General features: G+C 67.4%; 32 protein-coding genes. 21 read left to right on the top strand and 11 right to left on the bottom strand.

From position 1 onward, the window contains the following. Positions 1-19: 19 nt before the first annotated feature. The gene (locus GO308_RS00510; RefSeq protein ID WP_066674281.1) at positions 20-688 is read left to right on the top strand and encodes a pyrimidine 5'-nucleotidase; all 669 of its coding nucleotides are present in this window, start codon (positions 20-22) and stop codon (positions 686-688) included. Continuing rightward, the gene (gene dapD / locus GO308_RS00515; RefSeq protein ID WP_240883500.1) at positions 685-1509 is read left to right on the top strand and encodes a 2,3,4,5-tetrahydropyridine-2,6-dicarboxylate N-succinyltransferase; all 825 of its coding nucleotides are present in this window, start codon (positions 685-687) and stop codon (positions 1507-1509) included. Before GO308_RS00510 ends, dapD begins: the two co-directional genes overlap by 4 nt. Before the next feature lie 16 nt (positions 1510-1525). Here the strand turns inward: dapD and GO308_RS00520 are convergent, their stop codons facing one another. Beyond that, positions 1526-2662 carry a PQQ-dependent sugar dehydrogenase gene (locus GO308_RS00520; protein ID WP_240883501.1) on the bottom strand — a complete coding sequence of 379 codons (1137 nt, stop codon included), beginning with the start codon at positions 2660-2662 and terminating at the stop codon, positions 1526-1528. A gap of 244 nt (positions 2663-2906) precedes the next feature. Here GO308_RS00520 and rimP point away from each other — a divergent pair, with 244 nt between their 5' ends. From rimP to GO308_RS00565, 9 genes are all read left to right on the top strand, one after another. Further along, on the top strand, positions 2907-3497 hold the full coding sequence (rimP, locus tag GO308_RS00525; RefSeq protein WP_240883502.1) for a ribosome maturation protein RimP: 591 nt from the start codon (positions 2907-2909) through the stop codon (positions 3495-3497). A 9-nt stretch (positions 3498-3506) separates the two neighbouring features. Next, positions 3507-5144, top strand: a complete 1638-nt coding sequence (nusA, locus tag GO308_RS00530) for a transcription termination factor NusA (protein WP_240883503.1) — start codon at positions 3507-3509, stop codon at positions 5142-5144. Between the two features lie 154 nt (positions 5145-5298). After that, entirely contained in the window at positions 5299-5970 is a 672-nt protein-coding gene (locus GO308_RS00535; RefSeq protein WP_066674285.1) for a DUF448 domain-containing protein, read from the top strand. 4 nt (positions 5971-5974) lie between these two features. Beyond that, entirely contained in the window at positions 5975-8632 is a 2658-nt protein-coding gene (gene infB / locus GO308_RS00540) for a translation initiation factor IF-2 (protein ID WP_240883504.1), read from the top strand. A gap of 115 nt (positions 8633-8747) precedes the next feature. After that, positions 8748-9143 (top strand): 30S ribosome-binding factor RbfA, encoded by a 396-nt coding sequence (gene rbfA, locus GO308_RS00545; protein WP_240883505.1) that lies wholly within the window; start codon positions 8748-8750, stop codon positions 9141-9143. 18 nt (positions 9144-9161) lie between these two features. Next, positions 9162-9740: a thymidine kinase gene (locus tag GO308_RS00550; RefSeq protein WP_066481102.1), complete on the top strand. Its 579-nt coding sequence runs from the start codon at positions 9162-9164 to the stop codon at positions 9738-9740. Between the two features lie 98 nt (positions 9741-9838). Next, positions 9839-10363 (top strand): sigma-70 family RNA polymerase sigma factor, encoded by a 525-nt coding sequence (locus tag GO308_RS00555; protein ID WP_066481101.1) that lies wholly within the window; start codon positions 9839-9841, stop codon positions 10361-10363. Position 10364: 1 nt separating this feature from the next. Continuing rightward, entirely contained in the window at positions 10365-11000 is a 636-nt protein-coding gene (locus GO308_RS00560; RefSeq protein WP_066481100.1) for a DUF1109 domain-containing protein, read from the top strand. Between the two features lie 83 nt (positions 11001-11083). After that, complete coding sequence (locus GO308_RS00565) at positions 11084-11836, top strand: DUF1223 domain-containing protein (protein WP_066773265.1); 753 nt, start codon at positions 11084-11086, stop codon at positions 11834-11836. Here the strand turns inward: GO308_RS00565 and GO308_RS00570 are convergent. Further along, positions 11827-12228 carry a PilZ domain-containing protein gene (locus tag GO308_RS00570; protein ID WP_066481094.1) on the bottom strand — a complete coding sequence of 134 codons (402 nt, stop codon included), beginning with the start codon at positions 12226-12228 and terminating at the stop codon, positions 11827-11829. The genes GO308_RS00565 and GO308_RS00570 overlap by 10 nt on opposite strands. 134 nt (positions 12229-12362) lie before the next feature. Between GO308_RS00570 and queC the strand changes: the two genes are divergently transcribed. Next, positions 12363-13049: a 7-cyano-7-deazaguanine synthase QueC gene (gene queC / locus GO308_RS00575; protein WP_240883506.1), complete on the top strand. Its 687-nt coding sequence runs from the start codon at positions 12363-12365 to the stop codon at positions 13047-13049. Positions 13050-13056: 7 nt separating this feature from the next. Continuing rightward, the gene (gene queE, locus GO308_RS00580) at positions 13057-13698 is read left to right on the top strand and encodes a 7-carboxy-7-deazaguanine synthase (protein WP_240883507.1); all 642 of its coding nucleotides are present in this window, start codon (positions 13057-13059) and stop codon (positions 13696-13698) included. A gap of 19 nt (positions 13699-13717) precedes the next feature. Here the strand turns inward: queE and GO308_RS00585 are convergent, their stop codons facing one another. The 3 genes from GO308_RS00585 to lipB form a co-directional block, all read right to left on the bottom strand. Then, positions 13718-14404, bottom strand: a complete 687-nt coding sequence (locus tag GO308_RS00585; RefSeq protein WP_240883508.1) for a hypothetical protein — start codon at positions 14402-14404, stop codon at positions 13718-13720. A 201-nt stretch (positions 14405-14605) separates the two neighbouring features. Beyond that, positions 14606-14863 carry a hypothetical protein gene (locus GO308_RS00590; protein ID WP_066481090.1) on the bottom strand — a complete coding sequence of 86 codons (258 nt, stop codon included), beginning with the start codon at positions 14861-14863 and terminating at the stop codon, positions 14606-14608. An 89-nt stretch (positions 14864-14952) separates the two neighbouring features. Then, a complete protein-coding gene (lipB, locus tag GO308_RS00595; protein ID WP_240883509.1) occupies positions 14953-15651 on the bottom strand; it encodes a lipoyl(octanoyl) transferase LipB in 699 nt (232 codons plus the stop codon). Between the two features lie 46 nt (positions 15652-15697). Here lipB and GO308_RS00600 point away from each other — a divergent pair, with 46 nt between their 5' ends. Together GO308_RS00600 and GO308_RS00605 are read left to right on the top strand one after the other, a co-directional pair. Then, positions 15698-16564 carry a hypothetical protein gene (locus GO308_RS00600; protein ID WP_240883510.1) on the top strand — a complete coding sequence of 289 codons (867 nt, stop codon included), beginning with the start codon at positions 15698-15700 and terminating at the stop codon, positions 16562-16564. Beyond that, positions 16561-17298, top strand: a complete 738-nt coding sequence (locus GO308_RS00605; RefSeq protein WP_240883511.1) for a hypothetical protein — start codon at positions 16561-16563, stop codon at positions 17296-17298. Before GO308_RS00600 ends, GO308_RS00605 begins: the two co-directional genes overlap by 4 nt. Here GO308_RS00605 and GO308_RS00610 read toward each other — a convergent pair. The 4 genes from GO308_RS00610 to GO308_RS00625 all read right to left on the bottom strand — a co-directional run bounded on the left by GO308_RS00610 (position 17265) and on the right by GO308_RS00625 (position 19772). Continuing rightward, positions 17265-17855 (bottom strand): GNAT family N-acetyltransferase, encoded by a 591-nt coding sequence (locus GO308_RS00610; RefSeq protein ID WP_240883512.1) that lies wholly within the window; start codon positions 17853-17855, stop codon positions 17265-17267. The genes GO308_RS00605 and GO308_RS00610 overlap by 34 nt on opposite strands. A gap of 10 nt (positions 17856-17865) precedes the next feature. After that, positions 17866-18708, bottom strand: coding sequence for an oxygen-dependent coproporphyrinogen oxidase (gene hemF, locus GO308_RS00615; protein WP_240883513.1), 843 nt, complete (start codon positions 18706-18708; stop codon positions 17866-17868). A 69-nt stretch (positions 18709-18777) separates the two neighbouring features. Continuing rightward, positions 18778-19239: a hypothetical protein gene (locus GO308_RS00620; protein WP_240883514.1), complete on the bottom strand. Its 462-nt coding sequence runs from the start codon at positions 19237-19239 to the stop codon at positions 18778-18780. 80 nt (positions 19240-19319) lie between these two features. Continuing rightward, entirely contained in the window at positions 19320-19772 is a 453-nt protein-coding gene (locus tag GO308_RS00625; RefSeq protein ID WP_066481083.1) for a TrmH family RNA methyltransferase, read from the bottom strand. A 209-nt stretch (positions 19773-19981) separates the two neighbouring features. Between GO308_RS00625 and petA the strand changes: the two genes are divergently transcribed. From petA to GO308_RS00655, 6 genes are all read left to right on the top strand, one after another. Continuing rightward, complete coding sequence (gene petA, locus GO308_RS00630; protein WP_066481082.1) at positions 19982-20563, top strand: ubiquinol-cytochrome c reductase iron-sulfur subunit; 582 nt, start codon at positions 19982-19984, stop codon at positions 20561-20563. Between the two features lie 28 nt (positions 20564-20591). Then, the gene (locus GO308_RS00635; RefSeq protein ID WP_240883515.1) at positions 20592-21905 is read left to right on the top strand and encodes a cytochrome b N-terminal domain-containing protein; all 1314 of its coding nucleotides are present in this window, start codon (positions 20592-20594) and stop codon (positions 21903-21905) included. Between the two features lie 15 nt (positions 21906-21920). Then, positions 21921-22754, top strand: a complete 834-nt coding sequence (locus tag GO308_RS00640; RefSeq protein WP_240883516.1) for a cytochrome c1 — start codon at positions 21921-21923, stop codon at positions 22752-22754. A 107-nt stretch (positions 22755-22861) separates the two neighbouring features. Next, on the top strand, positions 22862-23398 hold the full coding sequence (locus tag GO308_RS00645; protein WP_066550197.1) for an adenine phosphoribosyltransferase: 537 nt from the start codon (positions 22862-22864) through the stop codon (positions 23396-23398). A gap of 97 nt (positions 23399-23495) precedes the next feature. Next, on the top strand, positions 23496-24590 hold the full coding sequence (locus tag GO308_RS00650) for a hypothetical protein (protein WP_240883517.1): 1095 nt from the start codon (positions 23496-23498) through the stop codon (positions 24588-24590). Positions 24591-24674: 84 nt separating this feature from the next. Further along, complete coding sequence (locus GO308_RS00655) at positions 24675-25196, top strand: hypothetical protein (RefSeq protein WP_197417118.1); 522 nt, start codon at positions 24675-24677, stop codon at positions 25194-25196. Here GO308_RS00655 and GO308_RS00660 read toward each other — a convergent pair whose 3' ends face one another. Beyond that, positions 25197-25658: a MaoC family dehydratase gene (locus GO308_RS00660; protein WP_240883518.1), complete on the bottom strand. Its 462-nt coding sequence runs from the start codon at positions 25656-25658 to the stop codon at positions 25197-25199. Between the two features lie 287 nt (positions 25659-25945). Further along, entirely contained in the window at positions 25946-26389 is a 444-nt protein-coding gene (locus GO308_RS00665) for a hypothetical protein (protein ID WP_240883519.1), read from the bottom strand. Between the last annotated feature and the right edge of the window lie 4 nt (positions 26390-26393).

Below are 26393 nucleotides of genomic sequence, written 5' to 3' on the forward strand. Positions count from 1 at the left end.
CCCTAAAGCCGCGCCAGCCATGCGCCCCGCACTCGCCCATATCGATACCTGGATCTTCGACCTCGACAACACGCTGTATCCGGCGAGTATGAATATTTTTGCGCAGATCGACGCACGCATGACCCAGTTCATCGCGGAGCTGCTCGATTGCAGCAAGGAAACTGCTTTTGCCCTGCAAAAGCAGTGGTTCATCGACCACGGCATGACGCTTGCCGGGCTGATGGCCGACCATGGCGTCGACCCGCATGTGTTCCTCGAATATGCCCATGACATCGAGCTCCACGCGCTGGAGGCCGACGCGGTGCTTGCCGATACGATCGTCGCGCTGCCGGGGCGCAAGCTGGTCTTCACCAATGGCGATGCGCCCTATGCGCGGCGCGTGCTGGCTCGGCGCGGGCTGACCGAATGTTTCGAAGGGATTTGCGACATCCATGCGACCGGCTATCGCCCCAAGCCGCAGGAAGCCGCCTATCGCCATCTGGTCGACGCGCATGGCATTGATCCGAAGCGCGCGCTGTTCGTCGAGGACATGGCGCGCAACCTGAAGCCCGCCAAGGCGATCGGCATGACGACCGTGTGGGTCGCCAACGGCTCGGAACAGTCGCCCGATGCTGATCGCGACCATATCGACTATGTCACGCCCGACATCGGCCAATGGCTGGCCGATATCCTGAAGGAACCCGCATGACCGACCTTATCGCCACGATCGACCAGGCGTGGGAGGACCGCGCCGAACTCAGCTTTGCGACGACCGGCGCGGTGCGCGATGCGGTCGACGCCGCGCTGGCGATGCTGGACGCGGGCGAGGCGCGGGTCGCCGAGCCAGACGGCGCGGGCGGCTGGCGGGTCAATCAATGGCTGAAGAAGGCGGTTCTGCTGTCCTTCCGCCTCAACGACAATCAGGTGATACCCGGCGGCAGCGCGGGCGCGCCGGCGTTCGACAAGGTGCCGAGCAAGTTCGACGGCTGGGACGAAGCGCGCTTCCGCGCAGGCGGTTTTCGCGTCGTGCCGGGCAGCATCGTGCGCCGCGGCGCGTTCATCGCCAAGGGCGCGGTGCTGATGCCCAGCTTCGTCAATATCGGCGCCTATGTCGGCGAAGGCACGATGATCGATACCTGGGCGACGGTCGGCAGCTGTGCGCAGATCGGCCGAAACGTCCACCTGTCGGGCGGGGCGGGGATCGGCGGCGTGCTCGAACCGCTCCAAGCCGGACCCGTGGTGATCGAGGACGGCGCGTTCATCGGCGCGCGCGCCGAAGTGGCGGAAGGCGTGCGCGTGGGCGAGGGCGCGGTCTTGTCGATGGGCGTTTATCTCGGCGCGTCGACCAAGATCATCGACCGCGCGACCGGCGAAGTGTTCCGCGGCCACGTCCCGCCTTATTCGGTGGTGGTCCCCGGTTCGATCGGTGGCGGCGACGGCAAGCCTGCGCTTTATTGCGCGGTGATCGTCAAGCGCGTCGACGCCCAGACCCGGTCGAAGACAAGCATCAACGACCTGCTGCGCGATTGAGGGCGGGGCGCCGCGCTCAGCGCGGCGTCAGCTTCAGCAGGCGGCCCTGCGAATCGCCGCGCCCGTCCTCCAGCACATAGATCGCGCCGTCCGGGCCCTGCTCGACCTCGCGGATGCGCGCGCCCATGTCCCATTGGTCGCCCTTGCGCGCATTGGTGCCGTCGACATCGACGCGGACCAGCGCCTTGGACGACAGGCCACCGATGAACAGGTCGCCCTGCCACTGCGGGAACATCTTGCCCGAATAGACGATCAGCCCGCCGGGCGAGATCACCGGGTTCCACGACACTTTCGGCGCTTCGAATTCGGGACGCGTGTCGTGATCGGGAATGTCGCGACCGTCATAATGATCGCCGTCTGAGACGATCGGATAGCCATAGTTGCGCCCGGCGACGATCACATTGACCTCGTCGCCGCCCTTCGGCCCCATCTCCTGCTCCCACAAATTGCCCTGCGCGTCGAAGGCGATGCCGAGCAGGTTGCGATGGCCATAGGACCAGATGGCGGGGTGGAACCCCTTGGCGGTCAGCGCCGGGTCGCCCGCCGGCTTGCCGTCGGGGGTGAGGCGCAGCACCTTGCCCAGCGTCGCCTTTGGATCCTGAGCGGGATCGAACTTCTGGCGTTCGCCATTGGTGAAGAACAGATATTTGCCGTCGGGCGAGAAGGCGATGCGCCCCGAATAATGCCCCTCGCCCGCGACGAACGGCGTGGCGGTGAAGATCGTCGTCAGCCCCTCCAGCGTCGGCGCGGCACCCTCGGTCAGCTTGCCGCGCGCCAGGACCACGCCCTTGCCGCCTTCGCCCGGGGTTGAATAGCTCAGATAGACGATGCGGTTGGTGGCGAAATCGGGGTGGAGGACGACGTCCATCAACCCGCCCTGCCCCTCGCTGCTCACGCCGGGCACGGTGGCGACCACCGACTTGGTCTTGCCGTCCGCCGACACGAGCATCAGCTGCCCGGCCTTTTCGGTCACCAGCATGCGCCCGTCGGGCAGGAAGGTCATCGCCCAGGGTGCGGTGAAATCGGCGACGGGGGTGACGGCGAAGGGCAGGCCGGCGGCCGTAGCGGCGTCCTGGGGCGTCGGCTGGGCCTGGCATGCGCCGCCCAGCGCGGCGATCAGGATGGCGGCGATGGGGAACTGGACGGCACGCATATGGTCTCCTGAGCGAAACGGGAAAGATCGGACTTTAGCCAGAATGCGCGGCGGGTGCCAAATGTCCCTCGCCCGATTCGCGCCGGCCCGAATCCCGGTGGTCGGCTAGGCTCTTGCCCCGCCGCGGGCTTGCGCGTATATCGGTCGTGCTTTCTCGACATCGTTACACATGGCGAGGCCGGTCCCCACGGGTTCCGGTGCCGAAGCCCCATATCCACGTTCGTTCGCGAGTATCGAAGCCCGCATGGTCGACATCGCCGCCCTGACCCAGTTGATCGAGCCCGAGGCGCGCGCGCTCGGCTTCGACCTTGTGCGCGTCAGGATGTTCGGCGGCGTCAGCGATCCGACGTTGCAGGTCATGGCCGAGCGGCCCGACACGCGCCAGCTGTCGATCGACGATTGCGCGGCGCTGTCGCGGCGGATTTCCGACCGGTTCGACGAGCTCGAGGCTGTCGGGCGCGACCCGATCGACCATGCCTATCGGCTCGAGGTCTCGTCGCCCGGCATCGACCGGCCGCTGACCCGGCTCCGCGACTTTGCCGACTGGGCGGGGCATGAGGCGCGGGTGCATCTGACCGCGCCGACCGCCGACGGCCGCAAGCAGCTGACCGGCGACCTGCTGGGCGTCGACGGCGATCAGGTGACGGTCGACGTGCGCAAGCACGGACCGGTCACCGTGCCGTTCGCGCAGGTCGGCGATGCCAAGCTGCTGATCACCGACCGGCTGATCGCCGCCACGCAACCGCTTTCGTCGGCCGGTGCCGACGAGATTCTTCACGAAAATCCGGCGTCGGATGGAGCCGACGACATCATCGAAATCGAAGCAGAAGGATAAGGACGTCCGATGGCCACCGCCGTTACCGCCAACCGTGCCGAGCTGATCGCAATCGCCGACGCCGTCGCGCGCGAAAAGCTGATCGACAAGGCGATCGTGATCGAGGCGATGGAAGACGCGATCCAGCGCGCGGCGCGTGCCCGCTATGGCGCGGAGAACGACATTCGCGCGAAGCTCGATCCCAATACCGGCGACCTGCGCCTGTGGCGCGTCGTCGAAGTGGTCGAGGCGGTCGACGATTTCTTCAAGCAGGTGAATCTGAAGGAAGCGCAGAAGCTTCAGCCGGGCGCGGTCGTCGGCGACTATATCGTCGATCCGCTGCCGCCGATCGAGTTCGGCCGCATCGCCGCGCAGGCCGCCAAGCAGGTCATCTTCCAGAAGGTCCGCGATGCCGAGCGCGAGCGCCAGTATGAAGAGTTCAAGGACCGGATGGGCGAGATCATCACCGGCGTCGTCAAGCGCGTCGAGTTCGGCCATGTCGTCGTCGATCTCGGCCGCGCCGAGGGCGTCATCCGCCGCGACCAGCAGATCCCGCGCGAAGTGGTGCGCGTCAACGACCGTATCCGCTCGATCATCCTCAACGTCCGCCGCGAAAATCGTGGCCCGCAGATTTTCCTCAGCCGCGCGCATCCCGACTTCATGAAGAAGCTGTTCGCGCAGGAAGTGCCGGAAATCTACGACGGGATCATCGAGATCAAGGCCGCCGCGCGCGATCCGGGCAGCCGCGCCAAGATCGGCGTCATCAGCCATGACAGCTCGATCGATCCCGTCGGCGCGTGCGTCGGCATGAAGGGCAGCCGCGTCCAGGCGGTCGTCCAGGAAATGCAGGGCGAAAAGATCGACATCATCCCCTGGTCGCCCGACACCGCGACCTTCGTCGTCAACGCGTTGCAGCCGGCGAATGTCAGCCGCGTCGTCATCGACGAAGAGGATGACCGCATCGAAGTGGTGGTGCCCGACGACCAGCTCAGCCTGGCGATCGGCCGCCGCGGCCAGAATGTCCGCCTCGCCAGCCAGCTGACCGGCAAGGCGATCGACATCCTCACCGAAGCGGATGCCAGCGAGAAGCGCCAGAAGGAATTCGTCGAGCGTTCCGCGATGTTCGAGAAGGAACTCGACGTCGACGAGACGCTGGCGCAGCTGCTGGTCGCCGAAGGCTTCGGCGAGCTGGAGGAAGTCGCCTATGTCGAGGTCGACGAGCTTGCCGGCATCGAAGGGTTCGACGAGGATCTTGCCGCCGAGCTGCAGAGCCGCGCGCAGGAGGCGTTGGAGCGTCGTGAGGAAGCCAATCGCGAAACCCGTCGTGCACTGGGCGTCGAGGACGACCTCGCGACCATGCCCTATCTGACCGAAGCGATGCTGGTCACGCTGGGCCAGGCAGGCATCAGGACGCTCGACGACCTGGCCGATCTCGCGACTGACGAGCTGGTCGCCAAGAAGCGCAGCGAGCCGCGCCGCCGCAGCGATGCCGCACCCAGTGCGCGCAGCGAGGACAAGGGGGGCATCCTGGCCGAATACGGCCTGAGCGAAGAGCAGGGCAACGAGATCATCATGGCCGCGCGCGCGCACTGGTTCGAGGACGAAGCGGCCCCGGCCGACGCCGCGGCCGAACCCCAGGAGGACGCTGATGCGGAATCCGGGCAATGAGACGCGGGCTCGACTGAAAGCGGCAAGTCCCCCCTCCCGCTTGCGGGAGGGGCCGGGGGCGGGCGTATCGACAAGCAACGCCCCCGGGGATGACCCCACCCCCAACCCCTCCCGCAAGCGGGAGGGGAACGACGACGCGAACCCGCGCACCTGCATCCTGACCCGCGATGCCGCGCCACGCGAGGCGCTGGTGCGCCTGGCGCTCTCCCCCGATGGCGACGTGCTGCCCGACATCCGCGCCAAGGCGCCGGGGCGGGGCGCGTGGATCGGCGTGACGCGTGCCGAGCTGATCGCGGCGCAGGCCAAGGGCAAGCTGCGCGGGGCGCTGGCGCGTGCGTTCAAGACGAATGAATTGCGCATTCCCGACGATCTGGCCGACCGGATCGCCGGCCAGCTGCAGCGCGCCGCGCTCGACCGGCTGGGGCTGGAGGCCAAGGCCGGGCATCTGGTGATCGGTGCCGAACGCATCGAAACCGCCGCGCGCGCGGGCCGTCTGCGGCTGCTGCTCCACGCCCGTGATGCGGGCGCGGACGGCGCGGCCAAGCTCGCCCAGGCATGGCGTGTCGGCTCCGACCGGGAGGCGAGCGGCCTCAAGGGGCTGGATTTGCCGGTCGACCGCACCATATTGTCCGTGGCGCTGGGCCGCGAGAATGTGGTACATGCCGGCGTCATCGACGGCGGAGCCGCGCGGCGCGTATCGCAGGCGCTGTCGCGCTGGCTGGCCTTCATCGAACCCGAATGTGGTGCTTCACCTTGCGAAATGGCTTCGCAAGGCGCATCGACCCCATCGTCGCGCGATACGACGATGAACAAGGAACTTGAGTAACCGGATGAGCGATACCGACAACGACAAGCCGAAACTGGGGGCGCGCGCGCCGCTGGGCCTCAAGCGCACGGTCGAGACCGGCAAGGTGAAGCAGAGCTTCAGCCATGGCCGCTCGAACACCGTGGTCGTGGAGGTGAAGCGCCGCCGCGTGCTCGGCCGTCCGGGCGAGGAGGCGCAGGCGCCGGTGCCCGCCGCCGAGGCCGCGCCGCCTACTCCGGCCGCGCGTCCCGCGTCGCCGCCACCGGCCGCTCCGCGCAACGCCGGCAACAGCCTGTTGTCGCGCCAGGAGCTTCAGGCCAAGCTGCTTCGCGAGGCCGAGGAAGCACGCATGACCGCGCTCGAGGAAGCGCGCCGCCGCGAGGAACGCGAGCGCCAGGAATCGGCGGAGGAAGAAGCGCGCCGAGCCGATGAGCGCCGTCGCGCCGAGGAGGCTGCCGCCGATGCGCCTGCGCCCGCCCCGGATGCGGACGCACCTGCGCCCGTCGTGCCGGACACGCCTGCCGCACCGCCGGCCGCGCGCGTGGCCGATCCCGCGCCGGCCCCCGCCGCCCCGCGCGAGCTGACGCTCGACCCCAATCTGCCCGCGCCGCGCCGCTTCACCCCGGTGCAGCGTCCGGAGATTCCGCGTCCCGCGCCGCAGCCCCAATCGCAGCCGGCCGCCGCCTCGACGGCCGCGCCGTCGCGTGCCGCGCCGCCCTCGTCCGCGCCCAAGCGGCCCGAGCCGCCCGCGCGTCCCTCGCGAGACCGCAAGGGGGACGATCGCCGCCAGTCGGGCAAGCTGACCGTCACCCGCGCGCTCGGCGACAATGACGGCGCGCGCGCGCGCAGCCTCGCCGCGCTCAAGCGTGCGCGCGAGAAGGAAAAGCGCGCTCATATGGGCGGCAGCGGCCAGCCGCGCGAAAAGCAGGTCCGCGATGTCGTGGTGCCGGAGGCGATCACCGTCCAGGAACTCGCCAACCGCATGGCCGAAAAGGGCGCCGACTTGGTCAAGGCGCTGTTCAAGATGGGCATGCCCGTCACTGTCAACCAGACGATCGACCAGGACACCGCCGAGCTGCTCGTCACCGAATTCGGCCACAACATCCAGCGCGTCAGCGAATCGGACATCGACCTTGCCGTCGACACGACCGAGGATTCGGCGGAATCGTTGCTGCCGCGTCCGCCCGTGGTCACGATCATGGGCCATGTCGATCACGGCAAGACCAGCCTGCTCGACGCGCTGCGCGGCACCGATGTCGTGCAGGGCGAAGCCGGCGGCATCACCCAGCATATCGGCGCCTATCAGGTGACGTTGAAGGACAAGTCGAAGGTCACCTTCCTCGACACGCCGGGTCACGAGGCGTTCACCGAAATGCGCGCGCGCGGGGCCAATGTCACCGACATCGTCGTGCTCGTGGTCGCCGCCGACGACGGGCTGATGCCGCAGACGATCGAGGCGATCAACCATACCAAGGCCGCCGGCGTGCCGATGATCGTCGCGATCAACAAGGTCGACAAGCACGAGGCCAATCCGCAGAAGATCCGCGAACGCCTGCTCGAGCACGAGGTGGTGGTCGAGGAGATGTCGGGCGACGTCCAGGACGTCGAGGTGTCCGCGCTCAAGAAGACCGGGCTCGACGAGCTGATCGAGAAGATCCAGCTCCAGGCCGAGCTGCTCGAACTGCGCGCCAATCCCGATCGCGCGGCCGAGGGCACGGTGGTCGAGGCCAAGCTCGACAAGGGCCGCGGTCCCGTCGCGACCGTGCTGGTCAGCCGCGGGACGCTCAAGGTCGGCGACGTCTTCGTCGTCGGCGCGGAAAGCGGCAAGGTCCGCGCGCTGCTCGACGACAAGGGCCGTCAGGTCAAGGAAGCCGGTCCGTCGATGCCGGTCGAGGTGCTCGGCCTGTCGGGCGTGCCGATGGCGGGCGATCCGTTGCAGGTGGTCGAGAACGAGGCGCGCGCCCGCGAGGTCGCCGCCTATCGCCAGGGCGTGATCCAGCAGAAGCGCACGACCCAGGCCCCGGCCAGCCTGGAGACGATGTTCAGTGCGCTGAAGGCCAAGCAGGCGATCGAATATCCGCTGGTGGTCAAGGCCGACACCCAGGGCACGGTCGAGGCGATCGTCAATTCGCTCAACAAGATCTCGACCGAGGAAATCCGGGTGCGCATCCTGCATTCGGGCGTCGGCGGGATCACCGAGAGCGATGTCACGCTGGCGGGCGCATCGGGCGCGCCGATCATCGGCTTCAACGTCCGTCCCAACGCCAAGGCGCGCGAGATCGCGGAGCGGCAGAAGGTGGCGCTGAAATATTACGACGTCATCTATGACCTGACCGACGAAATCCGCGCCGGCATGGCAGGCGAGCTCGGCCCCGAAGCGTTCGAGACGGTGGTCGGCCGCGCCGAAATCCGCGAGGTCTTCTCGGCGGGCAAGCATGGCAAGGCCGCGGGCCTGCTCGTCGTCGAGGGTGCGATCCGCAAGGCGCTCAAGGCCCGCATCACGCGCGAGGACGTCATCATCTATCAGGGCGAAATCGCTTCGCTGCGGCGCTTCAAGGACGATGTTCCCGAAGTGCGCGCCGGCCTGGAATGCGGCGTGACGTTCAGCCAGAACTTCACCGACATCAAGCCGGGCGACTTCCTGGAAACCTTCGAAGTCGAGATGCGCGAACGGACTTTGTGACACGCTAGCCCTCTCCCCCGCGGGGAGAGGGTTGGGAGAGGGGACCATGAGCGGCGGTCGTTGCGACTGCCCCTCTCCCCGGCCCCCTCCCCGCAGGGGAGAGGGAGAAGGATTTATGCGAAACGAAACCCCCGAAACCCGATCCGTCCGGCTGCTGCGCGTGGGGGAACAGGTGCGCCATGCGCTGTCCGACGTGCTGATGCGCGGTGACGTCCATGACGACACGCTGGCCAGCCATTCGGTGTCGATCACCGAAGTCCGCATGTCGCCCGACCTGCGGCATGCCACCGTGTTCGTGAAGCCGCTGCTCGGCAAGTACGAGGATGCGGTGCTCAAGGCGCTGCGCACCAACACCGCCTATCTGCAGGGCGAAGTCGCGCGCCGCGTGAACCTGAAATATGCCGCCCGGCTGAAATTCCTGGCGGACGAGAGCTTCGACGAAGCCACGCACATCGACACGCTGCTGCGCAAGCCCGAGATCGCGCGCGACCTCGACGAAAGCACCGACTGAGCAGGGCGGCGCGGGGGGATGGCCAAGCTCTATTTCTATTATGCCAGCATGAATGCGGGCAAATCGACCACGCTGCTCCAGGCGGATTTCAACTATCGCGAGCGCGGGATGAACACGCTGCTGTTCACCAGCGCGATCGACGCCCGGTCGGGTGAGGGGACGATCGCGTCGCGCATCGGCCTGTCGCGCCCCGCCCGCGCCTTTGCCGCCGACAGCGACCTGTTTGTGGCGGTCGAGCGCGCATGCGCCGACGGACCCGTTCACTGCGTGCTGGCCGACGAGGCGCAGTTCCTCACCCCAGCCCAGGTGGCGCAGCTCGCGCGCGTCTGCGACGTGCTTCGCATCCCCGTGCTCTGCTATGGCCTGCGCACCGATTTCAGGGGCGACCTGTTTCCCGGGGCGGCGCGGCTGCTGGCGATTGCCGACGCGCTGATCGAGCTGAAATCGGTGTGTCGCTGCGGGGCGAAGGCGACGATGAACCTGCGCGTCGACGATGCGGGCGACGCGGTCCGCGAGGGCGCACAGACCGAAATCGGCGGCAATGAACGCTATGTCGCGCTGTGCCGTCGCCACTTTGTCGAGGCGCTGGCGGGCTGACCCGTTTCGCCCGCTTTTGGCAAAGACATTGCGCGCAACGCGTGTAACCGTGGCGGGCACCGCGGCGAACCATCGTCGTTAGCTGTGCGGAAACGGGCATGAAGGCGGGCGAACAGGCGCTGGGACAATTGATGGCGCGCGCGCAGGCGGGCGATGCGGCGGCGTATCGCGCGGTGCTCGATGCCAGCCGTCTGTGGCTCAAACGCTATTTCGACCGGCGGATCGCGCCCGGACAGGTCGACGACCTGATCCAGGAAACGCTGATCTCGATCCATGCCAAGCGCGCCACCTATGATCCCGCGCGGCCCTATCTGCCGTGGCTGGCCGCGATCGCGCGCTACCGCTGGGTGGATCAGCTGCGCCGCGTCTATCGCGCGGGTGAACAGGAAATGGTCGGCGATATCGGCTTTGACGGGTTTGAATCCGATTCGGTCGCGCGGATCAGCATCGACCGGCTGCTCGCGCATCTGCCCGCCGCCCAGGCGGAAGCGATCCGGCTGGTCAAGATCGAAGGGCTTTCGATCGCGGAGGCATCGGCCGCCAGCCGGCAGTCGCCCTCGCTGGTCAAGGTCAACATCCATCGCGGGCTGAAGAAGCTCGCCCGACATATCGAGAGTGAATAGGATGACTGAGCGTACCATCGACGATCTTGTCGCGGACCTGCGCCCCGTGCGGCGCACGTCGCCGCGCGTGGGAATGATCGTCACCCTGGGCGGCACGCTGGCCGCGATCGTCGCGACCGCGCTGGTCACCGGGCTGCGCTATGACATCGTGATGCTCCAGCCTGCGGAGCTTGTACTGGTCCGTTCCGGCCTGCTGCTGCTGATCGGCCTTGCCGCGATGGCAACGGTGGTGGGAAGCGCCCGGCCGGAAATCGGCGGACGCCGCGACGGCTGGCGCTGGACGCTGCTGGCGGGCGCGCTGCTGCCGCTTGCCAGCGCGACGACGATGCTGCGCACCGGTACGATGCCGGTGAACGAGATCGCCGGGCCGGACGTGATCGTCTGTTTCGCGGTCAGCCTGGCGAGCGCGCTGTTGATCGGTGGCGGGCTGATCGCCTGGCTGCGGCGCGGCGCGGTGACCGATGCCGCGCGCGCCGGCTGGCTCGTCGGACTGGCGGCGGGCGCGCTCGGCACCTTTGCCTACAACCTGCACTGCCCCAGCAATTCGGTCCATTTCGCGGCGATCTGGTACACGCTCGCGGTGGCGGTCAGCGCGGGTATCGGCCGGCTGGTCGGGCCGCGGCTGTTGCGCTGGTGAGCGCGTAACCATTTGCCCCCCGGTGCCGAACCGGGGGCATCCTGCCCGGCATGCGCCGGGCCGCATCATGGGAATGCACGCATATGACGCACATGAAGAAGATCGTCGGATCGCTCACCCTGGTTGCCGCCGGCGCGATCGCCTGGGCCACCCAGCCCGCGGCGTCGACGCCGCCGGCCCCCCCGGCCGGCAACCCCGCGATGCCGGTCGCGGTCGAGCTGTTCACCAGCCAGGGCTGCTCGTCCTGTCCGCCGGCCGATCATGTTCAGGCGATCCTGGCGGCGGACCCGTCGGTCGTCGCGATCACCCGGCCCGTGACCTATTGGGACCGGCTGGGCTGGAAGGACACGCTGGCGCGTGAGGAGAATACCAATCTCCAGCGCGCCTATGCCGGCCGCAAGATCCCCGGTGCCGGGGTCTACACCCCGCAATCGGTTGTCCAGGGCCGCAGCGGCGTCGTCGGCGGGCGGGGCGACAAGATCAAGCAGATGATCATCGAGGCATCGAAGCAGCCGCAGCCCGCGATTGCGATCCAGCGCGCGGGCAACGGCCCGACCCAGGTCACGATCAACGGCAAGCCGGCCCGCGAGGCGCGCGTCACCCTGGTTGCGCTGCGCCGCCAGGTCGACGTCAACATCGCCAACGGCGAAAATGGCGGGCGCAAGATCCGCTACAGCAACGTCTTCACCGGCGAGCGCGAGCTGGCGCGGTGGAAGGGCGGCGAGCAGCGGATCACGATCATGCCCGAACAGCGCGCCGTGCGCGGCGCCGACCGTTATGCGCTCGTCGTGCGCGAAGGTACCACCGGCCCCATCCTGGCCGCGCGCTACCTCTGACCGGTGGCCACGGGTGCCGGCACCGGACGGAGCCGGTCGTCGCGGCTCCCGCCCGGTGGACGATGCCGCTGGACCAGGTGCGCCAGGACCGACCGGTGCAGTGCACGTTCAAAGCGCAACCCGGCCTGTCCGCCGCGCCGCCACTGGATCCACGCCATCATCGGCGCCAGCGGCGGCACCGCGATCCAGACCATCTCGCCCGGCCGGAACAGGTCGGTGTCGATGCGGCATCCCGTTGCCGACAGGTCGGTGACCTCGACCGGGATCATGCGGCCGCGCACCGGCCGGATGCCCCCGGTCACGCGGATGCGGTGGCGTTTGTCGAGCCGGCGTTCGTGCCAGGACGGGGGGCCGGGCGGGGCGAGGTCGCGCAGGGAAAAGGGGCGGTTCATGTCGCGCCTTCTCGCCCGTGGCGGTGAACAAGTCCGCGACGCCGCGTCGCCCGTCGACTGCGCAATTCGCGTAATCGGTGCGCGGGCACGCCGCGCATTGCGGTCGCGCCCGGTTCGGCGTAGCGGCTGCGCGCATGACCCAAGCTCCGATTGCCGTCGTCCTCGTCTCGGGCGGGCTCGACTCGATGGTCGCCGCCGCGCTCGCGCGGGAGGGCGGCTATCGCCTGTTCGCGCTGTCGATCGACTATAATCAGCGCCACCAGGTGGAACTGGCCGCCGCGCGCCGGGTCGCGATGCTGCTCGGTGCCGAACGCCACGTCATCCTGCCGCTTGACCTGCGCCAGTTCGGCGGTTCGGCGCTGACCGATGCGATCGACGTGCCCAAGGCGGGCGTCGGCCCCGGCATTCCGGTCACCTATGTGCCCGCGCGCAACACCATCTTCCTGTCGCTCGCGCTGGGCTGGGCGGAGGCGGCGCGCGCGCGCGATTTGTTCATCGGGGTCAATGCGCTCGATTATTCGGGCTATCCCGATTGCCGTCCCGAATTCATCGCCGGGTTCGCGCGGCTGGCCGAACTGGCGACGCGCGCCGGGGTCGAGGGGCAACCCTTCACCATCCACGCGCCGCTCCAGCACATGACCAAGGCCGATATCGTGCGCGAAGCCGACCGGCTCGGCCTCGACGCCGGGATCAGCTGGTCCTGCTACGATCCCGCGCCGGGCGGGCGGCATTGCGGCCGCTGCGACAGCTGCCGCCTGCGGGCCAAGGGCTTTGCCGACGCCGGGCTGCCCGATCCCACCGACTATGTCGTCCGGCCCTGATCGCGCGATGCGCTATGCAGTCAAGGAAATGTTCCTGACCCTGCAGGGGGAGGGGGTGCAGGCCGGCCGCCGCGCCGTGTTCGTCCGCTTTGCCGGCTGCAACCTCTGGTCGGGGCGCGAGGCCGATCGCGCGACGGCGGTCTGCCGCTTCTGCGACACCGATTTCGTCGGCACCGACGGCGCGGGCGGGGGGCGTTTCGCCGACGCCGCCATACTGGCTGCATCGGTCGTCGCGCATTGGGGCGACGATCCGGCGCGCCGCTTCGTCGTGCTGACCGGGGGCGAACCGATGCTCCAGGTCGACGATGCGCTGGTCGACGCGCTCCATGCCGAGGGGTTCGAGATCGCGATCGAGACCAACGGCACGCTGCCCGTCCATCCGCGCATCGACTGGGTCTGCGTCAGCCCCAAGGCGGGGAGCGACGTCGTGCAGCGGTCGGGCAACGAGCTCAAGCTGGTCTGGCCCCAGGCCGGGCACGACCCCGACGCGCTGGCCGCGTGGCGTTTCGATCATTTCCTGGTCCAGCCGATGGATCCGGTCGACGGGGCCGATCCCGCCGACCATGTCCGCGCCGCGATCGACCTCGTGCTGGCCCGGCCCGGCTGGCGCCTGTCGCTTCAGACGCACAAGCTGCTCGGCCTGCGTTAAGGGGCTGCGCGGCGTCGGGTCAGGACGCGCGGAACGGCCCGCAGCGACGATCCTGCCACACATTGCGCCGCCAGCAGCTTTCGTCGGCGAAGCGCGTCGGCAGTGGGCTGGGCGTGGCGAGGTGCTTGGCGCTGGTGAATTGCTGCTCGCCCCAGGGCACCAGCGCGCCCCGCATCTCGACCATGCGGTTCTGCGCGACCTTGTGAAAGCTGCCGCGCGGCGCGAAGATCGCGTCGCGGCCCACCGATCCGGCGGTCAGGCAAAAGATATACTGCGCCGACACCGCCGAAAACGCGGCATAGACCCGTGTCTGATAGCTGTCGAACGCGGTACGGGCGGCGCGCGCATTCTTGGGGTTCTTCCGCAGGAAATAGCCCTCGATCGTCTTGAAGCTCGCCTGCAGCTCGTCCTTATGGTCGACCAGAACGGCGTTGTAATTGTCGAGCGTCAGCAGTCCAGGCTCGAACTGGCATTGCAGCGCCGCGACATTCAGCGCCGCGCGCAGGTTCCAAACCAGCGCCGCCTGGTATTCGGCGGGCGTGGCGTCTGGCAGAGTCTGGCTGACCATGCCGGGTTCCGCCCCGGTCACCTGCGCGCCGCGCAGGTCCTTGGGCTTGAAGAAGAACTGGGCCTGGGCGGGTGCCGCCACGGTGGATCCCAGCAGGATGGCGGCGGTCCACAGCCGCCAGCTACGCAACACGCTCATCGCTTCCTCTCACACTCGACCCCGACCGTTGGTGGCGGCGCGCCGATTTTTGCCTGCGCGGATCGTTAGGGATTTTTGTCCGCCCGCCAACCGCTTTTTCCTGAACGGCCCGTTCATGTCGCACGCCATCCGGCCGGAATCGAAAGAGCCGCCCGGTCGCCCGGACGGCCCCAATTCGATCTTGCACGAATGTCGCGCGAATTACATCGCGTCGTTCGACATCATCGCATCGTTCGACATCATGGCGTCGTTGGCCATCATGGCGTCGTTGCCCATCGCGCCGTCGACGGCGGTCATGTTGTCGGTCATCGTGCCGTCCATCATCGCGTCGGTCGAATTGAGGTCGGTGACGGTGGTGTTTGCGGCCGGGGTTTCGGTGGTTTCACCGCATGCCGAGACGAGCAGCGCCGCGCCGGCGATCATCGAAACCGTCGCGACCTTGGAAATGAGTGCACGCATGTAGAAGCTCCCTAGATAATGGATTTGGACGACCCTTTGGTCTGATACCCCAAACCGGTGTGGACGTTAGACACAAACGCGGGTGACCCTCAAGCCTCGTTTTTTTTAGTCTTACCGAGCGCCTGGACAAAATCTGGGTACGCAAACGCAAGTGCAGCATCAAAGGCCGCGTTGTCAATGCGCCGGCCAAGCAGGGCGGCACTGGTCACGGGATATTCGGCGATACCGCACGGCACAATCCCCGTGAAATGAGTCAGGTCGGGCGCCAGGTTGATCGAAAAGCCGTGCAGCGTCACCCATTTCTTCACGCGAATTCCGATCGCGCCGATCTTGGCCTCCACGCCGTCGGCGTCGTGCGTCCAGATCCCGATCCGGTCGGGCACTGCAAAGGCCGGAATGTCGAGCGCGGCCAGCGTCGCGATCAGCCAATGTTCGAGCGCGTGAACGAACCGGCGGACGTCGCGCCCCCGCGCGGCCAGATCGAGCATCAGATAGCCGATCCGCTGCCCCGGCCCGTGATAGGTATAGCGCCCGCCGCGTCCGGCGGCATGGACCGGAAAGCGCGGATCGATCAGCTCGGCGGGGTCGGCGCTGGTCCCCGCGGTATAGACGGGCGGGTGTTCGAGCAGCCAGATCAGCTCGCCTGCCGTCCCCGCCGCGATCGCCTCGGCGCGCGCCGTCATCTCGGCCAGCGACTTCGGATAGGGGGTCAGCCCCGGGGTCGTGCGCCAGGCGACGCCGTCGATCAGCGTTTCGGTCGCGTCACGCGGGAATGGAGCGGCGTGCATTGGCAAGTGTCCAGCCGGCAGCTAGAGAAACGTGTCGGGCGATCAAGTGAGGGGTATGTCGCGCATGGTCAATATGGACGCGGTCTGGGACCGGTCGATGGAGTTCGTCAGCGACAATCTGGGCGCAGTGCTCGCGATCGTCATCCCGTTCATCTTCATCCCCCAGGCGATCGGCGCGGTGATGGAGAAGCCGGCGACCGACGCGGAAGCCGTGGCGGCCATCGTGTTCGCCGTCATCGGGGTGATCGCCGCGCTGGCGGGCGTCGTCGGCCAGACCATGCTGACCGCGCTCGTGCTTGATCCAGATGCCGGGGCCACCGCCGCGCGCGCGCGCGGGCTTCGTCGCTTCCTCCCGATCATCGGGGTGTCGCTGGTCCTTGCCGCCGCGATGCTCCTGCTGTTCGTGCCGATCATCCTCATCCTTGCCGCCTATGGCTTCAACATGGTCGCGGCGAGCACCGGCGCGGCGCAGCCCGAATTGCCGCCGGTCGCGGCCGCATGGTCCGCACTCTACGTCATCGTGCTGATGCCGGTCTTCTTCTTCCTCGCCGCGCGGCTGATCCTGGTCATGCCGGCGCTGGTCGACGCGCCGATCGGCCTCGGGGCGATCCGCCGGTCCTGGTCGCTGACCCGCGGGATGACGCTCAAGATCATCGGGGTCATCATCCTGTTCGCGATCGTCGCCATCTTCCTGACGCTCGGCGTTTCGGCGGGGTTGGGCGCGTTGCTGAAAATCGTGGCGGGCGGAGACGGGGTGCTCACCGTCGCGGACGTGCTGATCGCGCTGGTCGCCGCGCTGGTCGCCACCGGGCTGGCCGTCGTGCAGACGGTGTTCGTCGCCCGGCTCTATGTCGCCGCGGTCGCGCGGCACGCGTCGGTACCCGTCGATCCGCTGGCGGAGCCGGCCGGATGAGGCTTTCCCTGGCCGGCGTCCTGGCCGAGGCCGGGGCGCTGTGGCGCCGCGATCGCCCCGTCCTGTGGCCCCTGATCGGGCTGTTCGTGTTCCTGCCGTCCTTCGCGCTCCTGCTTGCATTGCCGGAGCCGCCACCCTCCGCCCCCGATGCGACCGCCGCCCAGGCCCAGGCGGCGCTGTTCGCCTATCTCTCGGCCAACCTGCACTGGATATTGATCCGCACCGGCGTCGGCTGGGTTGCGTCGGTCACGGTGCTGTCGCTCTATCTCGATCCCGCCCGCCCGACGGTCGGCGCGGCGATGCGGCGCCTCGCGATCCTTCTGCCGCGCTACATGGCGGCCATGGTGCTGATGGGGCTGGCGACATTCGCCGGGCTGTTCCTCTTCGTCGTGCCGGGGCTGTTCATCCTTGGCCGCACCTTCCTGGTCGGACCGGCGCTGGTCGCGCGTGCCGACCACCCCGTGCTCGACGTCGCGCGCGATGCGATCGACTCGACACAGGGCCAGGGCTGGCGGCTGCTTGCGCTGCTGGCCCTGCTGGTGCTTGCCGGCCAGGGCGGCCAGATCATCGCCGCACTGATCGGGGCGCTGTTCGCCAGCCCTGCCTTGCCCGAAGCCATCGCGCGCGCGCCCGCCGCGGTGCTGGCGGCGCTGGTGGTCAGCGCGGTCGCGCTCGTCACCCTGCTCGCGCAGGTCGCGGTCTATCGCCGGCTGGCCGCCAGGCACGGGATCTGAGGCGCGGCATCGGCGGGCAGGACGCCGGTGACGCGCGGATCGCGGAAGGTCTCGACCGTCCGCTTGACCGCGACAAAGCCGTGCCGCCGGTAGAATCCCAGCGCGGCGGGATGGTCGAGCGTGCAGGTATTCACGCGCACCATCGTCACCTCCGGCCGCCACGCCATCGCCATCGCCAGCTGCATCAGCCAGTTGCCATGACCCCGCCCCGTCAGCTCCGGCACCAGCCCGAAATAGTCGAGCGCGCACCAATCGGGCTCGGGGTGGGTGAGTTCGAGCAGCCCGACCTCGATCCCCGCGGGGTCGATCACCGCATGGACCTGGGTCTCGTGGCGGTGCGTCGCCGCGACCACCTCCGCGTCGCGCATGACCAGCCGCGAATACCATAGCCACGGGCCGCCCACTCGGCGGAACAGCGTGCGATAGGCGTCGGGCGTCGGCTTCGGCCATGCGACTAGCCGCAGCGGCGACGCCGGCAGCGGGCGGGGCCGCGGCCGCGCGCGCATCTCCAGCGTGGTGACGACCGTCGCGAGATGATCGTCGGCAACCGGCGTCATCACCGCGCGCTTATTCCCAGATGGCGACTGGCGGCAGGCTCATCAGGATCGCGTCGATATTGCCGCCGGTCTTCAACCCGAACAGCGTGCCGCGGTCATAGACCAGGTTGAACTCGGCATAGCGCCCGCGCCAAGCGAGCTGCTGCGCCTTTTCGGCATCGGTAAAGGGCATGTCCATGCGCCGCCGCACCAGTTGCGGATAGATGTCCAGGAACGCGCGGCCGACATCCTGGGTGAACGCCAGGTTGGCGTCGAAATCCCCCTCCAGATGATCGTAGAAGATACCGCCGACGCCGCGATGGACCTTGCGGTGGGGGATGTAGAAATATTCGTCCGCCCACGCCTTGTACCGTGGGTGATATGCGGGGTCGTGCGCATCGCATGCCGCCTTCATCCGCGCATGAAAGGCGGCGGTATCCTCGTCATAGGGGATCGGCGGATTGAGGTCAGCGCCACCGCCGAACCAGCGTTTGGTCGTGTTGAGGAACCGGGTGTTCATGTGCACGGCGGGCGCGTGCGGGTTGGCGAGATGCGCGACCAGGCTGATGCCGGTGGCGAAAAAGCTCGGGTCCTCGCCCGCGCCGTGGATGGATTTGGCGAAGTCGCCCTCGAACGTGCCGCCGACGGTCGACACGTTGACCCCGACCTTCTCGAACACCCGGCCCTTCATCAGGCCCTGCACCCCGCCGCCGCCCGGCGCGCCCGACGGGTCGGTGCGGTCCCACGGCGTATAGGTGAAGCGCGCATCCGATCCCGCCTCGCGTTCGATCGCCTCGAACTCGGCGCAGATCAGGTCGCGCAGATGTTCAAACCAGGTGCGGGCGGTGCCTTGCTGCGCGTCAAGCTCGTTCATGGCCGCGATCCATATCGCGCACTCCGACGCAAAGTCGAGCGGAAGCTTGCGGCCGGGGCGGGGACCCGCTCAGTTTCCGGACGGTGAGGCTTCGACCGTTGCACTGACTCGCAGGACATCGCCCGGGCCATCGCCGCTGCGCGTTTCGATCGTCACGGCGCGCCCGGCGGCGAGCGTAAGGACTGGGGTGGCGACCACGCGAAAGCCGCTAGCGTCGGCCAGGGCGATTTCGGTTTCCAGTCGGAACTGCGGCGTCGCGGCGCCCGCAACCGCGTGCAGCGTCGTTGCGAGGCGGTAGCCATGCGCGCCACCGACCGCGATCTCGGCGCGTCGCCCCGGCACCACGTTCAGCGTCGGCGCGCCGAGCTGCAGGCCGCGATGTTCGATCGTGAAGCTGACGCGATGATCCGCGGGTATCGTCCGGGCATCCGGAGTGCGGGCCATTGCCGCAACCGCCCCTGTCGCGGTCATGGCGATCAGCACCGGCAGTGCCCATGACGCCACGTGGCGCTTGCCGTTGAAGGATCTCATCGTACGATCTCCCTGAACCCGGCCCGGGCATAGACCAGTGGCCGTATCGATATAATGTTACAGGGCGCGTATCGCCGCTGTCATGTCTCGGGCCATGTTTCCGTCTGCCGAAGCGCCTCGGCCAGCGCGATCCCCGTCGCGACCGCGACGTTCAGCGACCGGCATCCCGCGCGCATCGGGATGCGGACGGCCGCATCGCATGCGGCGTGGACATGATCGGGTACGCCCGCGCTTTCCGATCCCATCAGCAGCGTGTCGTCGGGCTGGAACCGCATCGCTGGCAGCGTCAGCGTCGCGCGCGTGGTCAGCAGCACCAGCCGGCCGGGCACCGTCGGACGGAACGCCGGCCAGTCGACATGGCGCGTCACCTGTGCGGCATCGCGATAATCCATGCCCGCCCGCGCCAGCGCACGGTCGGAGAACGGAAAGCCCAGCGGTTCGATCAGGTCGACCGGCGTGGCGAAGCACGCCCCCAGCCGCAGGATGGTGCCGACATTGCCGGCGATTTCCGGTTGAAAGAGCGCGATCCGCATCGCGCCGCCATAGGATCGGCGGGGACGGGGCGGCAAGTGCGGTCCGTCGCCCTGTCACGGACTCGTCAAATTGCTATTGGCAAAGCCGATCGGCACCGGCTAACAGGCCGCCAACGACCCGGTTTGCGGCCGTGCGTGCCATGAATGCTGCGCCGGCTTCTTCCACGCGGCGAATCCCCGCCGCTTACGTAAGTTCAAGGGCTTGATGAATGGCTACGGTTGAACAGGCTGCCGTCGGCGACTCGCACGCGAAGCACGACGATCCGATCGAAAATCCCCGCCGCCGCGACTATCTGTCGATCGGCGCGGTGGCGTTTGCGGGGGTCGGTGCGGGCGTGATCGCGCTGCCGCTGATTAACTCGATGAACCCGTCCGCCGACGTGCTGGCGCAATCCTCGACCGAGGTCGACCTGTCGCCGGTGCAGCCGGGCCAGGCGATCAAGGCGAGCTTTCGCAAGCAGCCGCTGTTCGTGCGCAACCTGACGCCGCAGGAAATCGCCGCCGCCAATTCCGCACCGATGAGCGAGCTGCGCGATCCGCAGACGCTGGCGCAGCGGACCAAGGAGGGCAAGCAGAACTGGCTGGTGACGCTGGGCGTCTGCACCCATCTGGGCTGCGTGCCGCTGGGCGCGGGCGAGGGCGAGAACAAGGGGCCGTTCGGCGGTTATTTCTGCCCGTGCCACGGCTCGGCCTATGACACCGCGGGCCGCATCCGTTCGGGCCCGGCACCGACCAATCTGGCGGTGCCCGAATATACCTTTACCTCCGACACGACGATCGTGGTCGGTTGAGCACACTAGGGATCAAAGGATCGACGCGATGAGCTTTCCCTGGGCAAAGCAGTACGAGCCGAAGAGCGGCTTCACCAAGTGGCTGGATGAGCGCCTGCCGCTCCCGCGCCTGGTCTATGGCGCGGTCGGCGCGGGTTATCCGGTGCCGCGCAACCTCAATTACTTCTGGAATTTCGGCGTGCTCGCGGGTGCCGCGCTCGCGATCCAGATCATCTCGGGCATCGTGCTCGCCATGCATTATTCGACGGACGTGAACACCGCGTTCTCGTCGGTCGAACACATCATGCGCGACGTCAATCAGGGCTGGTTCCTGCGCTATGCCCACGCCAACGGCGCGTCGATGTTCTTCATCGTCGTTTACATCCACATGGCGCGCGGGCTCTACTACGGGTCGTACAAGGCCCCGCGCGAGATGATCTGGCTGCTCGGCGTGGTCATCTTCCTGCTGATGATGGCGACCGCGTTCATGGGCTATGTGCTGCCCTGGGGCCAGATGAGCTTCTGGGGCGCGCAGGTCATCACCGGCTTCTTCTCGGCGATCCCCCTGGTCGGCGAAACGCTGCGCATCTGGCTGCTCGGCGGCTATGCGCCGGATGCGGCTGCGCTCAACCGCTTCTTCTCGCTCCACTATCTGCTGCCCTTCGTGATCGCGGGCGTGATCGTGATGCACATCTGGGCGCTGCACATTCCGGGGTCGAACAACCCGACCGGCGTCGAGGTGAAGGGGCCGCAGGACACGGTGCCCTTCCACCCCTATTACACCGCGAAGGACGGCTTCGGGCTGGGCGTGTTCCTGCTCGTCTTCGCCTTCCTGATCTTCTTCCAGCCGAATCTGCTCGGTCACCCGGACAATTACATCCAGGCGAACCCGCTTTCGACGCCCGCGCACATCGTGCCCGAATGGTATTTCCTGCCCTTCTACGCGATCCTGAAGTCGTTCACCGTCGACTTCATCCTGCCGGCGAAGCTGTGGGGCGTGGTCGCGATGTTCGGCTCGATCCTGCTCCTGTTCTTCCTGCCCTGGCTCGACAGCTCGCCGGTGCGCTCGTCCAATTTCCGGCCGGTGTATCGCGTCCTGTTCTTCGTGCTGGTCGCCGATGTCTTCCTGCTCGGCTTTGTCGGCGGGGCGGAGGCGACGACGCGCAACGTCATCCTGGGTCAGGTGGCGACCGCCTATTATTTCATCCACTTCCTCGTCCTGCTGCCGCTCGTGTCGATGATGGAGCGGCCGCGCCCGCTGCCCAATTCGATCACCGAAGCGGTGCTGAAGGGCAAGGGCGGCACTGCGCCGACCAAGAGCGCGATCGGCGGCGGCAGCGCCCAGCCGGTTCCAGCCGAATAAGGGATTTACCTGACGATGACTCGTATCATTTCGATCCTGATCGGCCTGGGCTTTGCCTTCGTGCTGGTGCTCGGCCTGGCCGGCTCGCTGATGGCCGAGCCGGCGGAGGAGTCGGCCGCCGAGGAGTTCCATCGCGAACCAAGGCACGCCAACCTCGCCTCCGACGGCATGATGGGCAAGTTCGACCGCGCCCAGCTCCAGCGCGGCTTCCAGGTCTACAAGGAAGTCTGCTCGGCCTGCCACTCGCTAAAGCTGGTGTCGTTCCGCGACCTGACCGCGCTCGGCTACAATGAGGCCGAAGTGAAGGCGATCGCCGACCAGTGGGCGGTCGAACAGGCATCGGTGAACCCGGAAACCGGCGAAGCGGCGACGCGCAAGAACACGCCCGCCGACCATTTCCCGTCGCCCTGGGCCAATGACGTCGCGGCGCGCGCGGCCAACAATAACGCGATCCCGCCGGATCTCTCGCTGATGGCCAAGGCGCGCGAAGGCGGCGCGGATTACATCTATTCGCTGCTGACCGGCTATCGCGATCCGTCGGCCGAGCTGCTCAAGAAGTTTCCCGACTTCACCGTGCCGGAGGGGCTGAACCACAACCCCTATTTCCCGACGCTCAATCTGGCGATGGCGCCGCCGCTCGCCGCGGATGGCCAGGTGACCTATGCCGACGGAACCAACCCGACCATCGACCAGATGTCCAAGGACGTCGCCGCCTTCCTCGTCTGGACCGCGGAGCCCAAGCTCGAAGTGCGGCACCAGGCGGGTCTTGCCGCGATCATCTTCATCCTGATTTTCACCGCGCTGGCCTATGGTGCCTATCGCAACATCTGGCGCGACGTGAAGCATTGAGACTGACCGGCGCGCGCCCGCTTGCGGCGCGCGCCTGGCTTGGGCAAGGCTGAAAGCACCCCGGTCGGCTGGCCGGGGTGTTTTCGTTTCCGGGGGGCGACATCGACATGAGCGACAATCACGACATCCGCAGCCGCATTCGCACCATCCCGGATTTTCCAAAGCCCGGCATCCAGTTCCGCGACATCACCACCCTGCTCCTCGACGGCGAGGGGCTGGCGCTGACGGTCGAGCGGCTGCTGGCCGGGGTCGACGGTCCGGTCGATCTGGTCGCGGGCATCGAGGCGCGCGGTTTCGTCTTCGCCCCCGCGCTCGCGCTCGCGCTGGGGGCGGGCGTGCTCCTGATCCGCAAGGACGGCAAGCTGCCCGGCGCGACGATCGCGGAGGATTACGCGCTCGAATACGGCACCGACCGCATCGCGATTCACGCCGACGCGCTGGCGCCGGGCGCGCGCGTGCTGCTGGTCGACGATTTGATCGCCACCGGCGGCACCGCCCGCGCCGCCGTCCGCCTGCTGCGCAAGGCCGGCGCGGTCGTCACCCAGGCCGCTTTCGTCATCGACCTGCCCGAACTGGGCGGGGCCGATGCACTGCGCAGCGATGGGATCGCCGTCCACGCGCTGGTCGCGTTCGAGGGGCATTGAGGCAGAACCGCACCCCCACATATTATTGACTACATATGTAGTCATCGCTACATCGCTAACGACTACAGCTGTAGTCAGTTTTAGCGATGGAGGATGAATGTCTCTTTCTCGACCGGTTGGACGTATCGTGCTGGCGCTGAGCGCGATCGCGTGTTCAAGCGCCCCTGCTTTGGCCGGACAGGCCAGGCTCTGCGATCAGGCCAGTTCGATCCTGCCTGATCTAGAATGCGTAGAAAGCGCCAACGGCGTGGCGCTGGCGAGCAATGCCGCCCGCGCCCGGCGGCTGCTTGAGCTGGCTGAGGGCGGCGTTGAGCGGTTCAAGGCGAATTTCGGTCGGCAACCTCTCCGTTATGCGGTCGCTGAAGCAGCTGAAGGACTGGTTTCTAGGGAAAGCGTCGCGGGGCTGCGCAAGGGCGGATTCCCGGTGGTGCTGCCCTGGCTCTCCGACCGGACATATCGTGCGCAGGTCGAAGCGTCGATCCGCCGCGGGGTGTCGGCGCAAATGGTCGGCCGCCCGCAGACCGAGATCGATGCCGCCGTGCAAACTGCTGTCGATCGTCAGATGAGTCCGGCCACGCGTGCGCGTATCGAGCTTGCCGCCGTCTCGCACGAGCTGGGTCATTACTGGTATTGGCAAGGGTACTGGCCCAATTCGACGCTGAGCGAAGACAAGCATTATGGTGGGCCAAGCCCGGATTGGCTGGACGAAATGGCCGCGGTGCTGATGGAAGCCCCGGACAGCATCGACGACCGCGTGAAGCAATTTGCTCAGCGATACAATCGCTATCGCGCCGATCCGACAAATGCGGATGAGAACACGAAACTGATGATCGACCTGAACAATTTTTTCTCAGAAACCCATCCGGCTCACCAGCAGGTCCAACAGCTAAACAAGAATGCCGGAATCAGATCGAGCAATGACAGTTTTCGGGTGATCTCGGGCGAAGAGGCCCGCAAGATCGCCGAGGGGGGTGTGCGCTTCTACCTCCAGTCGGCCGTTGCCTCCCAGTACCTGGTCGAGCGGACCGGCGACCGCCAGATCTTCGCGCGCATCGCCGAAGCCTTTGTCCGCGGCGAAACGATCGAGCAGTGGCTGGCCAATGCCGAGCCCAAGGGCACGCTGCCGCGCGAGTTGAAGGCGATGCAGGCCGACTGGCTCGCCTGGCTCGATCAACGCTTTCCGACAAGCTGATCGGCGCTCCGGCTCCAGAGGGTTCAGCATCGGTTCAATCACCAAGTGCTTTAATTTCCCCAAGAACTTCCTGGAGTGGATGCGATGTGGATTTCGCGGATCAAGACGATCGGCCTCGTCGCGGTGGCGGCGGTCGGACTCAGTGCCTGTTACGGCAATGATTATGGCTATGGCGGCGTGTCGGTCGGTTATGGCGTCGCCGGCGCTTACGGCCCCGGATATGCCAGCGGGTTCGGCGATCCTTATTGGGGCTGGCATGACGGCTTCTATTATCCCGGCAGCGGGTATTTCGTCTATGACAGCTATCGTCGGCCCTATCGCTGGAACGGCGCGCAGCGCAGCTATTGGGAAGCGCGTCGGGGCGGCTGGCGGGGCGACCGGCGCGAGATCCGTGAGAACTGGCGCGACTTCACGCGCGATCGCCGCCAGGACGAGCGCGCGTTTCGCCGCGACCGCCGCGACGACCGCGCCGATTTCCGCCGCGGCGCGGTGAGCCGGCCCGAGTTCCGCGCCGAACGCCGCCAGGACCGGCGCGAGTTTCGCCGCGAATATCGCCAGGATCGGCGCGCACTTCGCCGCGAAAACCGCCGCGACCGCCGCGATTGATCAGCCCGCTGCCACCCCGTTTCGCGTCCGGTAGAGCCCGATCGCGGTAAAGGTCATCACCGGCTCATCATGCTGGTTAAACACGGTCATCTTGTTGCGCACCGTCCCCATTTCGGGGCGGCTGCGCGATGCGCGCGTCTCCATCACCTCGGTCTCGCAGCGCAGCGTGTCGCCGGGATAGACGGGCTTGAGCCAGCGCAGTTCGTCCACCCCCGCCGCGCCCAGCGACGCGGCGGGCTCCTGCTCGCTCATGTGCTTGACCAGCATCGACATGGTCATCGCACAGGTGTGCCAGCCGCTCGCCGCCAGCCGCCCGAAATGGGTTTGCGCAGCCGCGTCGTCGGACAAATGGAAGGGTTGCGGGTCGTAGCGTTCGGCAAAGCCCAGCACTTCCTCGCGCGTGACCAGATAGCTGCCAAAGGAACGACGCGTTCCGGGTACAATATCCTCAAAATAGATCATGGAGTCGGTTTCCCTGCCAAAGCCGGGACCTGCATAGCATCGTCACCATCGCCGGATACGCCATTCCCGAGATCAACGACGATCCGGCGGCTCGCCATCCCCTTGACATTCGACCACAACTGTAAACAGGATTACAGATGTAATCACTTATGGATGGAGGGTGTGCGTTGCGCTTGACGTCTCTCGTATTGGTTTTGTCTGCGGCATTTGGCGGGTCACTGCCGGTTCACGCCAGCGGCTTGTGCGCCGCGGCGGCGGAAGTTGCGGGCAGCCGTGCCTGCGCTGAATCAGCCGATGGCGTGGCGATCGCGGATGATGCGGCGCGGGCACAGCACCTGCTCGCCGATGCAGAAGCTGGCGTTGGCCGCTTCCGCGCGCGCTTCAACCGTGCGCCCGCGCGTTATGCCGTCGTCGAGACGACCGACGGCAATGTGGGCGGGGAGACCTTTGCGTCGTTGAAGGCCGCCGGATTCACGGCGGTATTGCCTTATCTGTCGCCAAAGGGATTCGACCTCCAGATCGAAGCGTCGGTGCGACGCGCGGTCGAGGCGCAGACCGCTGACATGCCCGCCGAGGCACGCGAGCCATTGGTTCAGGAAGCGCTTACCAAAGTGAAGGCGCGCCGTGTGGGCGTGGCGGGCGCGCAGCAGCCGGGCGTGATCGCGCACGAGTTGGGGCACATCTGGTATGTCGAAGCATTCTGGCCCGGCACGGCGCGCGAAGGCGGCCATTACG

Source organism: Sphingomonas sp. SFZ2018-12, from assembly GCF_022496715.1.
In the GTDB taxonomy this organism is placed as follows: domain Bacteria; phylum Pseudomonadota; class Alphaproteobacteria; order Sphingomonadales; family Sphingomonadaceae; genus Sphingomonas.

Bases quoted from the DNA above. Each gene is read 5' to 3' on its own strand.
- GO308_RS00510 (WP_066674281.1), top strand. From the start codon at position 20: ATGCGCCCCGCACTCGCCCATATCGATACCTGGATCTTCGACCTCGAC.
- dapD (WP_240883500.1), top strand. From the start codon at position 685: ATGACCGACCTTATCGCCACGATCGACCAGGCGTGGGAGGACCGCGCC.
- GO308_RS00520 (WP_240883501.1), bottom strand. From the start codon at position 2,662: ATGCGTGCCGTCCAGTTCCCCATCGCCGCCATCCTGATCGCCGCGCTG.
- rimP (WP_240883502.1), top strand. From the start codon at position 2,907: ATGGTCGACATCGCCGCCCTGACCCAGTTGATCGAGCCCGAGGCGCGC.
- nusA (WP_240883503.1), top strand. From the start codon at position 3,507: ATGGCCACCGCCGTTACCGCCAACCGTGCCGAGCTGATCGCAATCGCC.
- infB (WP_240883504.1), top strand. From the start codon at position 5,975: ATGAGCGATACCGACAACGACAAGCCGAAACTGGGGGCGCGCGCGCCG.
- rbfA (WP_240883505.1), top strand. From the start codon at position 8,748: ATGCGAAACGAAACCCCCGAAACCCGATCCGTCCGGCTGCTGCGCGTG.
- GO308_RS00550 (WP_066481102.1), top strand. From the start codon at position 9,162: ATGGCCAAGCTCTATTTCTATTATGCCAGCATGAATGCGGGCAAATCG.
- GO308_RS00555 (WP_066481101.1), top strand. From the start codon at position 9,839: ATGAAGGCGGGCGAACAGGCGCTGGGACAATTGATGGCGCGCGCGCAG.
- GO308_RS00560 (WP_066481100.1), top strand. From the start codon at position 10,365: ATGACTGAGCGTACCATCGACGATCTTGTCGCGGACCTGCGCCCCGTG.
- GO308_RS00565 (WP_066773265.1), top strand. From the start codon at position 11,084: ATGACGCACATGAAGAAGATCGTCGGATCGCTCACCCTGGTTGCCGCC.
- GO308_RS00570 (WP_066481094.1), bottom strand. From the start codon at position 12,228: ATGAACCGCCCCTTTTCCCTGCGCGACCTCGCCCCGCCCGGCCCCCCG.
- queC (WP_240883506.1), top strand. From the start codon at position 12,363: ATGACCCAAGCTCCGATTGCCGTCGTCCTCGTCTCGGGCGGGCTCGAC.
- queE (WP_240883507.1), top strand. From the start codon at position 13,057: ATGCGCTATGCAGTCAAGGAAATGTTCCTGACCCTGCAGGGGGAGGGG.
- GO308_RS00585 (WP_240883508.1), bottom strand. From the start codon at position 14,404: ATGAGCGTGTTGCGTAGCTGGCGGCTGTGGACCGCCGCCATCCTGCTG.
- GO308_RS00590 (WP_066481090.1), bottom strand. From the start codon at position 14,863: ATGCGTGCACTCATTTCCAAGGTCGCGACGGTTTCGATGATCGCCGGC.
- lipB (WP_240883509.1), bottom strand. From the start codon at position 15,651: ATGCACGCCGCTCCATTCCCGCGTGACGCGACCGAAACGCTGATCGAC.
- GO308_RS00605 (WP_240883511.1), top strand. From the start codon at position 16,561: ATGAGGCTTTCCCTGGCCGGCGTCCTGGCCGAGGCCGGGGCGCTGTGG.
- GO308_RS00610 (WP_240883512.1), bottom strand. From the start codon at position 17,855: ATGACGCCGGTTGCCGACGATCATCTCGCGACGGTCGTCACCACGCTG.
- hemF (WP_240883513.1), bottom strand. From the start codon at position 18,708: ATGAACGAGCTTGACGCGCAGCAAGGCACCGCCCGCACCTGGTTTGAA.
- GO308_RS00620 (WP_240883514.1), bottom strand. From the start codon at position 19,239: ATGAGATCCTTCAACGGCAAGCGCCACGTGGCGTCATGGGCACTGCCG.
- GO308_RS00625 (WP_066481083.1), bottom strand. From the start codon at position 19,772: ATGCGGATCGCGCTCTTTCAACCGGAAATCGCCGGCAATGTCGGCACC.
- petA (WP_066481082.1), top strand. From the start codon at position 19,982: ATGGCTACGGTTGAACAGGCTGCCGTCGGCGACTCGCACGCGAAGCAC.
- GO308_RS00635 (WP_240883515.1), top strand. From the start codon at position 20,592: ATGAGCTTTCCCTGGGCAAAGCAGTACGAGCCGAAGAGCGGCTTCACC.
- GO308_RS00640 (WP_240883516.1), top strand. From the start codon at position 21,921: ATGACTCGTATCATTTCGATCCTGATCGGCCTGGGCTTTGCCTTCGTG.
- GO308_RS00645 (WP_066550197.1), top strand. From the start codon at position 22,862: ATGAGCGACAATCACGACATCCGCAGCCGCATTCGCACCATCCCGGAT.
- GO308_RS00650 (WP_240883517.1), top strand. From the start codon at position 23,496: ATGTCTCTTTCTCGACCGGTTGGACGTATCGTGCTGGCGCTGAGCGCG.
- GO308_RS00655 (WP_197417118.1), top strand. From the start codon at position 24,675: ATGTGGATTTCGCGGATCAAGACGATCGGCCTCGTCGCGGTGGCGGCG.
- GO308_RS00660 (WP_240883518.1), bottom strand. From the start codon at position 25,658: ATGATCTATTTTGAGGATATTGTACCCGGAACGCGTCGTTCCTTTGGC.
- GO308_RS00665 (WP_240883519.1), bottom strand. From the start codon at position 26,389: ATGGCCGCCTTCGCGCGCCGTGCCGGGCCAGAATGCTTCGACATACCA.